Raw genomic sequence first — 12,797 nt, 5'->3', positions numbered from 1 at the left:
TTTAAACCAAATTCTTTTTTATATAATTGATGCTTTTTGTAATACTATCAAATGGTGAGCCGGGGCATTTGTCTTCTTCTACAAAAAAGTATTTCATTCCGGCTAAACTTTTATACTTAAAAATTTCTTTGAAATCGATAATACCGTTTCCCACTTCTGTGAAATTTTGTTCAGGCGTCTTGTCCATATCTTTTACGTGCCACAAAGGAAATCTTCCGGGATGTTCATGGAAAAGTTTAACTGCATCCTGGCCTGCTTTTTTAATCCAATACAAATCAATTTCCATTTTGACAAGGTTCTTTTCGCTCTTTAATAAAATATCATAAGGATAAGTTTCGCCCTGTTTTACAAATTCAAAATTGTGGTTGTGATAACACAATTGAATCCCCGATTTTTTGCATCTTTCTCCGGCAATATTTAATTGATCAGCCACTTTTTTATAGTGATCGAGATCACCTCTTTCGGTTTCTGATAAATAAGCACACACCATATATTTAATTCCAACTTCGGCGGCGTCATCTACGGCTTTGTTCCAATCATTAAGCATTGTTCCTTTTTGCGTTTCTCCATTCACTTTTTCTTCGCCCAACCGGTAATGGCTGCTTGGAATGATCAAGCCATTTTGCTTCAATACTCTTTTAAATTCAGCGGCGCTCATACCGTAAAATTTTTCATCGCCGGTATATGTTGCGCCTTCTACTGAATTGTAACCTATTGCTGCAACTTTTGCCAGCGTCGATACCGGATCTTTCGCCATTGCATCTCTTACGGTATATAATTGCAAGCCAATTGTGGGCGATTTCATCTTAAACTTTGATGGGGCCATGTATAACCCTGCTGAAAGTAACGTGGTTGATTTTAGAAATGATCTTCTTGAAGTTGTCATGTTATTTATTTTAAAAAGTTCACGAATAATTTAGCCTTTCAATTTACTCATTTTTAAGTAAGCAGCTTGCAGGGTTTACATATTATACAAAAATTATTGCACATTTTGGGTTGAAACACCATTATTACTATTTGTTTTGAAGTCTTTGCCATTTTCAGCATAAATCTTAAATGCTTTGGGATTTGTGGGTGATGCGCTTCCTTTAAAATCTTTTATTTCCGCATCTTCAAAATGATTTAATTCGATACCATTGGTAAAAAACGGCATCCGGGTATTAACCCATTCCAACTGAAAATCGCTGATGCGCAAACCTTTAATGTATTGCGCATACATCGCGGGAATATCGCTTTTAAAAAGGGATGGTTGCAGACTGCTTCCGCGAAGATCGATATTGCCACCGGCAACTTCATTGAGTTTGCTGTCAATAAGATTAAATCTTATATGATCGAATGAAATATCTTCCAACATGCTTTCGTCGCTTCCATACAACAATATTCCATTTTCACCTGTACAGATAATATTTTGGAACAATACGTGTTTTACCTGGCCGAGTTTTACAGAATCCTTTCCCGTTACTGCCGAAATATGAATAGGCTCGCCATTGCCCCACCAGTCACCTGTTCTCAAATGCGTTTCAATATTAATGTTAGAAAACGTGATGTTTTCAATCGAGCCCTGGTCTCTTACAAAAATGCCAATACCTCTTGTAGAGTTGGTAATATTTACGTTGCTAACGTGAATATTCTTCACAGAATTTTGATCTAAAAAACCGATACGGATGCCGCTTGAATACGATTGAAGATTACAATTACTTATAATAATATTACCTGATGGATGTAGTGAATTATTAAATCCCGGAATTTCAAAATGATGATTATAGCCAACTATTGCAATCGCGTCGTCACCGCTGCGTATATCGCACCCGTCAATGATTACATTGTTGCAGCTAGTTACGTCTATGCCATCGGCGTTAGGTGCCAGTAAATTATTCCATAAGCGAATGCCACTTACGCGTACAGCATCGCAATCGGCAAAATGCATGCACCAGAATGGCGACTTCGTAATAAGAATGTCTTTTACAGTTACCCTCTTACAATTACTAAAAACAAACATTTGGTAGGGCCTGTCTTTTGGCACAAAAGGCCCGTCGCCTATTCTCTCATCAACATGCCGGAAATTATCTTTTTGTCTCGTAAATTTCGTATCACTGCTGCTTAGTTTTTTTGCCTTATCCATTTCAAAAAAAACATCGCCGTTACCGTCAATCCGCCCTTCGCCTGATATCGTGATGTTTTCCGCATCTTCCGTAAATAGCATTCCCTTATGAACCGGGCTAAAAGGCTTGCCTGCATAAAAAGTCTCGTAATCATCCAGGTTACCGCTGCCACGGAGTACAGCGCCACTCTGTAAATACAAGTGCACATTGGTTTTTAAATGCACCGTTCCAATTACGAAAATACCGGTTGGAATTAATACATCGCCCCCGCCATTTTTATGACATGCGTCAACTGCGTTTTGCAAGGCTTTGGTACAAATTGATTTTCCATCACCAACAGCGCCATAACTTTTAATATTAAAAGTTTGTGTTTGCGCTGTACATAATGAAGTGAAAAAAACACATATGAAAAAGGACAAATTTTTTTTCATGTTTATTATTTAAAACTCAACGGCAAAAAATAAAAACTAATTTTATTCATTAGCTAACTCTTTAGTGTATTATCTATTCTTTTTATCAATTCAATACAAGCCCTGCTATTATGATATGGGCATTTCCAGGGTCCCACTTTATCTTCGTTCATTAGCGAATAATTTTCTTTAACGCCCCAGAACCATTCACCATTTTTTTTGTCAAGAATGTGTTGCTGTATAAACTTCCAACTGGCAAAAGACTTTTCCAGTAAATCTTCATTGCCGGTTAATTGCCAGGCATTAAAAAACCCAATCATGCTTTCTGCCTGTGGCCATGAATGCTTTTCTTTAATAAGATTTTTTTCCTCTACTTCATATTCATACCATAAGCCACCATCTGTATCTAATCCTTCGGCGGCGGCATTTGCAAGTTGTACCGAACGTATTTTAATCTTTTCAATTAAATTTTTATTTTGAATAATTTCAGCAGCTTCCTGGATCAGCCATGCGGCCTCAATGTCGTGGCCATATGAAATTATATTTGATTTCGGATTCCATTGTTCATCAAAAAACAACACCTGGTGATTGCTTTTTTTATCAATTATATGATCTAAAAAAATCTGAATTAACTCCTCAATTTTATTTTTTAAAACTTCGTCTGGCCATATACGGTAGAGAGCAGCAAAACATTCCAGTATATGCAAATGTGTGTTCATGGATTTTTTTTCGTTTGCATCTTTTTTACTAAGACGCAAATCGCCTATTTCCTTCCAATCTGCAGACAATGCTTCCAAATAACCTCCATTTATTTTATCATAACTGTGTTCAACAATAAGGTGGTATAATGCTATAGCAGTTTCTTTTGCCTGTTGATTTTTACTGGCCACATAAAATTCACTTAACCCATAAATTCCAAATGATAATGCATACATCTGCTTTTTTGTATCCAGGGGTTCCCCTTTGTAATCAACGGTCCAATAAATTCCTCCGTTGGTTTTATCTATAAAATAATTAATGATGTATTGAAAAGCCCTGTTTGCCACATCCAGGTAATCTTTATTGCCTTGAAGATTAAAAGCGGCCGAGAATGCCCATAAAATTCTGCTGTTTAAAACGGAGCCTTTGGGGGCATTCTTCGAAACGTTATTAAGATTATCGAGCCTGCCGTAAAATCCGCCAAATGCGGTGTCTGGCGTATACCGCTGCCAGAAGTGCAGAATTGCTGACAACTCCTGCTGCATTTGCTTTTTATAAAGCGTTAATTGCTTAACCAATTCGATATCGTTACTTATGAGCAAAATTTCTTATCTTTTTCATTTATCATAACCCTGAATCTGCGTTTGTACTGTACCATTATATTCTTTTCCGACCAGGTTACTGTCAATAATGTCCGTAATCGTTTTAACGGACGCTTCAGAAGTAAATCCATCTTCTGCAGTGTTCATGACATAATCAAGCAGTTTTTCAATAGTAGAGGTGGCGACATGTGTTCTTAAATCGGAAGAGGCATAATAAATAAACACAGTGCCATCATCATCGGCTATCCAACCGTTAGTAAAAATTACGTTAGAAACATCGCCCACTCTTTCGTCACCCTGCGGCGCCATAAAATATCCGCCGGGCTTGTGAATTATTTTAGTAATATCATTAAGGTCTGTCATAAACATATACAACACATAGCGCAATCCTGCCGCAGTGCTTCTCACGCCGTGTGCCAGGTGTAGCCAGCCTTTAGAAGTCTTAAGCGGAGCGGGGCCTGAGCCGTTTTTTGCTTCATAAACTGTATGGTAAACTTTTTTATCAATTACAATTTCATGGTCAATTACTGCATTTTTAATATCATCACAAAAACCGAAACCGATACCACCACCGCTTCCAGCCTCAATGAAGCTGTCTTGCGGCCGGGTATAAAAAGCATATTTATTCTTATAAAATTCAGCATGCAAAACAACGTTTCGCTGTTGAGGTGAATGGGTTTTAAGGTTAGGAAGTCGTTCCCATTTTACAAGATCTTTAGTCCTGGCTATTCCACATTGAGCTATTGCAGCAGATTGATCGCCTTCTGGCGCCGTGGTATTTCGTTTCTCGGTACAGAAAATACCATAAATCCACCCATCCTCATGTTGAACCAAACGCATATCATAAATATTTGTTTCCGGTTCATTAGCGGAAGGCATTATAACAGGACGATCCCAAAATTTAAAATTATCAATCCCGTTATCGCTTTCAGCTACCGCAAAAAAAGATTTCCGGTCGAGGCCTTCAACTCTTGGTACTAATACATATTTATTATGAAATTTAATTGCGCCGGAATTGAAAACGGCGTTGATCCCGAACCTTTCGATAAAAAAAGGATTTGTTTTTTCGTTGAAATCGAAACGCCAGGTAAGAGGAGTGTGAGCTGCAGTGAGAACAGGGTTTTCGTAGCGCTCGTAAATTCCATTTACTGATTCAAGCGGCTTATTCCTCTTAGTTATTAAATCATTAAAAGTTGCCGTTAATGTTTTTACTCTTTTATGAAAATATGTATTCATTATAAAAATGTTGCTAAAGGTTTAATATTTTAGTTTTCCAGTTTATTCCACCACGTTCTTTTAAGTATAATTATTATTATTAGAAGTATACTAACCGTTAGGATTAAAGGAAGTTTCATCCACAAAACAAGATACATTGGCAAAATAGTGAGGCAAAGCTGTGCAATAATCCCAAGGGCTACATTAAACATATCGAGTTTGAATCTTTTATTGGCAATAAATAGGGGATCTTCATTTACTACCATTGTATGAATTGGCTTCCAAAAGCCCCACGGGCGCACCGTTTTGTAAAAACTTTTCAACACTTCGGTATCTGTTGGCGGCGATGCATAAGTTCCAACAAGGCAACCAGTTATTGATATAAGAAAAAGAACCGGGAAATAATAAAGGAATTGTATGCCGTCAAAAAACCTTGAAAATATTAGCGCTACTGCAATTCCTGCAAGCATGCCCCAAAAAAACCCGTTCGCATTGAAACGCCACCAATACCATTTGAGCATGTTAGCAGCAATATAGCCGCCATATAATCCTGACACTATCCACTGCAAAATGCTATTGACATCTTTTGTAAAAAATCCAAGTGCAACTCCAATGGTAACCACCACAACTCCTGACAAATAATTTATATAGATAACTTTTTTGTTGGTAGCGTTTGGATTAATATATTTTAAATAAATATCGTTCGTAATATAGGCCTGTGCCGCGTTCATAGTGCCGGAGAAAGTGCCCATAAATGCACCTAATAAACCAGTAAGCACTAACCCCAAAATTCCAGCCGGCAAAAAACTGTTGATGGCTCCCGGTAATATTCTTTCAAAATCAGTATGTCCCAATCCGTCAGAAAGATCCATTTGATTATAGTATAACAACCCGAGAACGGTTAAACCAATCACCATTAAATATCTTATCGGCAATAAAACAATAGAAACAAAACACGTCATCTTGGAAGCTTCCTTTGGCGATTTTGTTGACAAAACTTTTTGCATGTCGTAATTAGGAGCAGGGCCAGCCAAGCTTGCAAATACACCTTTGAACAACATCATCATAAAAAACAAACCAAAAAGGCCATACCCATCGTCGGTAATTTTTTTATTTACATCAGCTACAATGCCCGACCAATCTAAGTTTAGATGCCAGCCGAAGAAAGGATTGCTCCACCCTGCCGGCACATTTAAAGAATGGCCATTTAAGTGTATAACGGCAATTATTGCAATAGCAATACAGCCAACAGTCATGATTATATATTTAATAAGATCTCCCAACACAATACTCCGCATGCCGCCAAGAATTGAATAGAACATGGCAAACAGCGTAAATATAATTCCGTAAAAATGCGCTACATATTGAGGCGCTACATGAAACGGAATGTACGGCTGAACGAGGTTCCAGGGAACAAAAATTTCAATAAATTTTCCGAGGCCAATAAAACCATATGCTAAAAAACCAAGGCAGCCAATTAATGCGAAAGCAACAACAACATTATGAGAAGATTTTACGCCAGTACCTTTTATGCCAAATCGTGTAGCCAGCCATTCGGCTCCTGTATTGGCGTTAGAACGCCGCAACCATTTTGCGAGGAACATCATATTAATAACCTGGTTAAACACCGGCCACAACCAAGGAATCCAGATACTTTTTAACCCATACACGAAGCATAATGAAACCATCCACATGGTTCCGCTTATATCAAACATATCTGCTGCATCACTAAGCCCCAGCAAATACCACGGAAGCCTTTTGCCACCCATTAAATAACTCTCGTTATCCTGTCTTGCTTTTTTCCTGAGAAACCATCCCAGCATCAGCATCATTAAAAGATACAGGGCAACTATTGCTATATCTATAAACTGTAATTTCATTTATAAAGATGCTCTTTCGTTATATCTTTTTGAAATAAAATCCCAGGAGTTTTGTAAAATTTTATAAAATCCTCTTCAGACTGCTGGCCTTTAAAAGGCAGGTAATATTCTGCTTCGCCGGAAGGCATATAGCCAGCATTGCGCCATGCTAATGCATAACATATTTTATGATGGTCCAGCGCTTTTAAAAATACTTGTGTCCACCAGCTACTGTCGGGCACCTTTGCATAGCCAAACTCTGTTAGTGCAGGGATTTTATTTCTCTCTGAGGCTATTTCTTCCAGCATTGTTAGCATGTTACCTGCGTCTTTAATGAACGCAGCATTTCCATCTGCACCGCCATTTCTTTGATAAATATCAAAACCCACAACATCTGTCCATTCATCACCGGGGTATTTTAAAAGATATTCTTCTTTAGAAGAAAAACGATCGGTGTTATACGCATACAATAGCTGGCGAATATGTTTTGTATCTCTTAAATACGAAACTGTAAATTGCCAAAGCTTTTTAAATTCTTCGGGTGTGCAATGATCTTTTCCCCACCAAAACCAATTGCCATTTAGCTCATGAAACAAACGAAGTATAACGGGAACGGGCACACTATTTTTTGTTTTTAAACTTACAATAAAATCCGCCACTTTATCCAACCAGGTTTTGTATAATTCATTCCTCTCCCCACCGGGAAGTATAGACGCAACAGTGCCGGGAGCGGCATTCCACGCCGTTTTACCCGTTAATGGATTATTTAAATGCCAGCTCAATGTAACCACGCCGCCTCTTTCATAAACCTGCAGAATATATTTTCGCATTTTATCAAACGGCATACTGTCAAGATTCACAGGATGGCCTAATTCTATCCTGCCTAACTCAAAGCCGTGTACTGCCGGGTAATCGCCTGTAACTTCTTTTACGTCGCTCTTGCCAGGAATATATTTCCAGCCAACTCCATAAGCAAGATCATCCTGGTGGCCGAACATGATTCCTTTTTTTTGCAGCCTTTTTAAATTATGATATAAATTAATTACGTGTTGTGTTGCTCTTTTATCAATTGGCAGATCATCCGTTAGTAGATTTTTATTTGTGTTTTTTGAAAACGAATCAATAACATTCCAAGTGCTCTTGTCCGAATTGAATACTGTGTTTAATCCTTGTTCTTCCATTGGCGGATCGCCCATATATTCATCTCCTTCTTTCCACATGATTTGCCCTTTTATAGGTTTTGCAATACCGCCGTAAGCCCAGAAATTTACGCCAGCTAACGGTCCGCTAGTACGCTTACTGTTCAACCATTCACTTAAAATTTTGGTGTAATAAATATCTCTGTAAGTAGTAGGCGAGTCAATATCATAAGAATGATTATCCCTTGGCAAACCAAATTCTTCTATTACCAGCGGTTCGTTTAATTCTTCTGCTATTTTTTTATGAACATTTAAATAAGTAATTGTTTTACTAATAACCGAATCCATGCCGCCGGCAATATCCTTGCCCTTGAACCACGACCAGTTTTTTGGCCAAATATGTATAGTGAGATAATCAATATTTTTATCATTGTGAACATCTTTATACAACTGGATACTTTCCGTACTCATATAACCTTCAGTACCGGTAGTTACCAAATGATGGGAATCGATCTTTTTTATTAATGAAGCCGTGTTACTTATAAATTTTCTGTAAAAATTAATTGCGGAGGAGCGCATGGGCCGAGGCTCATTAGCGATTTCCCAGGCCATTATAGTCGGATCTTCTGAATATTTTTTATTAGTGATTGAATTAGTATGCCCAACAATATATTTTACCTGTTTGAAATAATCTGCCTTACATTTTTCGCAGTCATAAAACTTACTGGTATAATTTCCCAACTCACCCCAGGGAATGTCTTTATTAAATGCCGAATCAGGAATTAACCCGTTCCATTTAAGATATTGCAGAAAACCTCCACTCCAGTTCCAGTTATTACTTAAATAAATAACCGCGGTCATTTTGCGTTTAGCCAACTCAGTTAGTAACACATCCATTCCTTTTAAATAACCCGGATCAAATACTCCTTCTTTAATTTGTAAAGGAGGGCCAACCCTTTGCACACCATTAATTAAACCTTTTCCTTCTGCTCCTCCTAATATTCTTATGTTAGTTACACCATGCGATTTTAAGAAATCCAGTTCCTGCCTCAACCTGTCGATACCTTTTTGCTTGTCTTTTTTTAGAGCGAGTACACTTCCATACCAATAATTAGTGCCTACATAATAAAAAGGATGACCATCTAAATAAAACTGGCTGCCTTTAATTTTCACCAATTCAGATTGAGCTGGTAAAATCTTAAAAAATAAAACTGCGCATAATAAGACAAATAAGTTCTTTATCATTTTTAAATTTAAAAATGCCATTTTAGTTCTATGTTTTACTTATATAAAGATGTACAAAACCGCACTGGGGAAAAATTATTTCTATAACATCGATTGCATAATCATAAATCACCCTTTTCTCTCTACGTCTACGCTAAATAATGGGTTAAACAAAAAACTTCATGGGGAAATCATTAAATAAATGAAGCTTACTGAAAAAGTGAATAATAAAATCAACACCAATTTCGTATTAAAATAATTTCTCATTGCTCAAGCTTTGCTTCTTCAAAAGTATTTCAATTTATACCCCCAAATCAGTACATATTTATCTTTTATTTATGTTTTATTATTTGAAATCATATTTTTACCTTTTTATTTCCTTTATTCGCAAGGATTTTTGAGTATCAAAACTGGACATATTTGTAATACTTTATTAATATATCTTATCCATTTTTAATGCTTTGTTATGAGTTTAACGACTAAATTACTAAGAGAAATTACGCCTCTTACGCAAAACGATTGCTTTTCGTTGTTCTCTAGATCTAAAAAGGAATTTGATTTTCCATTACATTTTCATGATGAATTTGAGCTGAATTTTATTCAGAATGCGGCAGGTGCGAAACGTATAGTAGGCGACCATGTGGAAGAAATAGGAAATACAGAGTTGGTTCTTGTAGGCCCGAACCTGCAACATGGATGGTTTACTCATAAGTGTAAAAACAAGGTCATTAATGAAATCACCATCCAGTTTCACCGCGACCTTTTTGATGAAAAATTTTTGCACCGCAACCAATTAAGTTTTATAAGAACATTACTGCAACGCTCGTCAAAAGGAGTATTATTTTCAGAAGCTACAACCCTGTCGATCACGCCCAGATTAATCCAACTACAGCAAAAGCACGGCTTCGATTCCGTATTAGAACTTATGTCGATCCTGCACGACCTGTCCACTTCCAGGAACTTGAGAACTTTATCCGTTATGGCCTTTAATACAGAAACGCCTTCATACAACAGCCGCAGAATTGAAAAGATTATGACTTATCTCAATAACAATTTTAGTGAGAACATAACATTGGGAGATGCAGCTAAAATTGCGGGAATGGCGGAAGTATCTCTCAGCAGGTTTTTTAAATTAAGAACCGGGAAAACTTTTATTGACACTTTGAATGAAGTGCGCCTGGGCCATGCTACAAGAATGCTAATTGACACCACTAACAGCATTAATGAAATTGCGTACAAATGTGGGTTTAACAACATGTCAAATTTCAACCGGATATTTAAAAAGAAAAAAATCAGTACTCCAAAAGAATACAGGCAAAATTATATTTCAACCGGCGTTAGAAGATTTGTTTAAAATATTTTCAAAAAAGAATTATCATTATTTCCCTTCGTTTTATTGTAAGTTTAACCCCGTCAGAAGATAATCGACTCCATTAAAACACTTATAGTTAATCGTAAGATTTAATTCAGCTTAATTAAGATTAATTATACATCCACCATTTTCATTTTAGGAACCAGCAAATGCATAACGACCCACGCAATAAGGTAAGCAAAACCGCAGATGAAAAACATGATATAATAGCCGGTTTCAATATTACCCAGTAATTTATATTTATCGAATAGAATACCTGCCAGCCATGCAATTAATATACCTCCAACCGAGCCGGACATGCCGCCAAGCCCGGTAACAGAAGCAACCGTTTTTTTAGGAAACATATCCGATACCGTTGTAAAAATATTAGCGCTCCATGCCTGGTGTGCCGATGCTGCAAAACCAATAATGAATACAGCCAGCCACATGTTTAACGAGCCCAGCCATTGTGCAAAAATTACAGGCACCACACAAAAAGCATAAATAAGCATAGATGTTTTTCGTGCTTTAAAAACGGGCCAGCCTTTTCTTATAAAATACATAGGCAGCCATCCTCCGAAGATACTTCCAAATGTGGTCATCGTATATACGAGTGCAATTGGCAACCCTATAGCAGTTCCGGTAACTCCGTATTGAGCATCAAGAAACGCAGGTAGCCAGAAAAGATAGAACCACCATATTGGATCTGTCAAAAATTTTCCGATAACAAATGCCCATGCTTGGCGAAACCCTAATAATTTAAACCATGAAGTGCGGGGAGGCTTTTCTTGTGTATCAACCGGTTCATCCAAATCACTATTGATATATGCAAATTCTTCCTTAGAAAGTCTTTTATTTTTTGCAGGAATTTCATAAATAAATATCCATAAGATAAGCCAGATAAAACCAACTGCACCCGTTAAAATGAATGCCCAATCCCAACCCATTTTTTCAGCAATCCAGGGAACAGTAAGTGGCGCTACAATAGCCCCTATATTAGAACCTGAATTAAATATTCCTGTTGCATAAGCTCTTTCTTTTTTAGGGAACCATTCACTAACTGTTTTTATTGCTGCAGGAAAATTACCAGCTTCGCTAATACCAAGAGCGGAACGTGCAATGCCAAATCCTAAGGTACTTTGGGCTAAAGCGTGTCCCATTGCAGCAAGGCTCCATGCCAGGGTTGATAAGGCATAACCTAACTTAGTTCCAACTTTATCAATAAATCTTCCTACGAAAATCATTCCTAAAGCATACGATAACTGGAAGGCCATAACGATGTAGGAATAATCGCTTTCCGTCCATTTAAATTGTACTTCAAGATAAGGTTTGAGTAAACTGATTACCTGTCTATCGAGGTAATTAATTGTAGTGGCAAAAAATAACAAAGCGCAAATCGTCCACCTGTATTTTCCCATATTCTTCTGCATGTCGTATGTTTATTTTTAAAACAATTATCTATCTATCTCACTGACTTTACAATATCTATTACCTGTTTTGTAAGCGCTTCAATTTTTGAATAATCTTTTTGCTCCAATAAATTTTTGCTTACCAATTTGCTCCCCATTCCAACTGCGCATACGCCTGCTTTAAACCAACCTGCAATATTTTCTTTATCAAGATCAACTCCGCCGGTGGGCATAAATAATAACCCAGGAAATAATTCTTTTATGGCGCTCATAAAACCTGGTCCTAAAATATTTCCTGGAAATAGTTTTATCATTTTTGCACCCATATTCTCTGCACGAATAATTTCCGAAGGAGTCATACAGCCAGGAACCCAAAGCATATTATTCTTATCAGCAACTGTAGCAACTTCTTCAATAAGTCCAGGGCAAATAATATAATCTGCGCCCGCATCGATAAATGTCTGCGCCATGTTCCCATTCTTTATAGTCCCTATTCCCAGGTACATTCCTTTTAATTCAGCATCACAGACTTCACGCATTTTTTTAAAATTCAGCAATGCAGCTTCTCCGCGGTTGGTATATTCAACTGCTCTTATACCTGCACTGTACAATGATTTTAGCACCTGAATGCTTACTTCGGTATCCTTATAAAAATATAAGGGTAATACTCCCTGTTCAGGGATTAATTTTAATAATTCATTTTTTGTATCCATAAAATAATTTTTTTCCAGATGAACAATGTTATTGGAATTATATTATTAAACCATATTTTTTTACGCAAACGTTA

9 protein-coding genes are annotated in these 12,797 nt (G+C 37.1%); 1 reads left to right on the top strand and 8 read right to left on the bottom strand.

The features are described from left to right. Position 1: 1 nt before the first annotated feature. From FW778_RS15080 to FW778_RS23175, 6 genes are all read right to left on the bottom strand, one after another. On the bottom strand, positions 2-886 hold the full coding sequence (locus FW778_RS15080; protein WP_202552273.1) for a sugar phosphate isomerase/epimerase family protein: 885 nt from the start codon (positions 884-886) through the stop codon (positions 2-4). A 93-nt stretch (positions 887-979) separates the two neighbouring features. Continuing rightward, positions 980-2,533 (bottom strand): glycoside hydrolase family 28 protein, encoded by a 1,554-nt coding sequence (locus tag FW778_RS15075; protein ID WP_150415635.1) that lies wholly within the window; start codon positions 2,531-2,533, stop codon positions 980-982. 53 nt (positions 2,534-2,586) lie between these two features. Continuing rightward, positions 2,587-3,813: an AGE family epimerase/isomerase gene (locus FW778_RS15070; protein WP_235906274.1), complete on the bottom strand. Its 1,227-nt coding sequence runs from the start codon at positions 3,811-3,813 to the stop codon at positions 2,587-2,589. Between the two features lie 15 nt (positions 3,814-3,828). Continuing rightward, positions 3,829-5,049 (bottom strand): glycoside hydrolase family 130 protein, encoded by a 1,221-nt coding sequence (locus tag FW778_RS15065; RefSeq protein WP_150415634.1) that lies wholly within the window; start codon positions 5,047-5,049, stop codon positions 3,829-3,831. A gap of 29 nt (positions 5,050-5,078) precedes the next feature. Next, entirely contained in the window at positions 5,079-6,908 is a 1,830-nt protein-coding gene (locus tag FW778_RS15060) for a sodium:solute symporter family protein (RefSeq protein WP_150415633.1), read from the bottom strand. Beyond that, complete coding sequence (locus FW778_RS23175) at positions 6,905-9,271, bottom strand: glycosyl hydrolase (protein ID WP_202552272.1); 2,367 nt, start codon at positions 9,269-9,271, stop codon at positions 6,905-6,907. Before FW778_RS23175 ends, FW778_RS15060 begins: the two co-directional genes overlap by 4 nt. Positions 9,272-9,716: 445 nt before the next feature. On the opposite strand from FW778_RS23175, the gene FW778_RS15050 reads away from it, so the two are divergent. Continuing rightward, on the top strand, positions 9,717-10,604 hold the full coding sequence (locus FW778_RS15050; RefSeq protein ID WP_150415632.1) for an AraC family transcriptional regulator: 888 nt from the start codon (positions 9,717-9,719) through the stop codon (positions 10,602-10,604). A 131-nt stretch (positions 10,605-10,735) separates the two neighbouring features. On the opposite strand, the gene FW778_RS15045 is transcribed toward FW778_RS15050, so the two are convergent. Together FW778_RS15045 and FW778_RS15040 are read right to left on the bottom strand one after the other, a co-directional pair. Next, positions 10,736-12,031, bottom strand: coding sequence for an MFS transporter (locus FW778_RS15045; protein ID WP_150415631.1), 1,296 nt, complete (start codon positions 12,029-12,031; stop codon positions 10,736-10,738). 32 nt (positions 12,032-12,063) lie between these two features. After that, positions 12,064-12,723, bottom strand: a complete 660-nt coding sequence (locus FW778_RS15040) for a bifunctional 4-hydroxy-2-oxoglutarate aldolase/2-dehydro-3-deoxy-phosphogluconate aldolase (protein ID WP_150415630.1) — start codon at positions 12,721-12,723, stop codon at positions 12,064-12,066. Positions 12,724-12,797: the final 74 nt, after the last annotated feature.

The organism is Ginsengibacter hankyongi (assembly GCF_008710285.1).
GTDB lineage: Bacteria > Bacteroidota > Bacteroidia > Chitinophagales > Chitinophagaceae > Ginsengibacter > Ginsengibacter hankyongi.
Note: the sequence above shows the minus strand (reverse complement) of the source record. Positions and strands in the feature narration are given on the sequence as shown.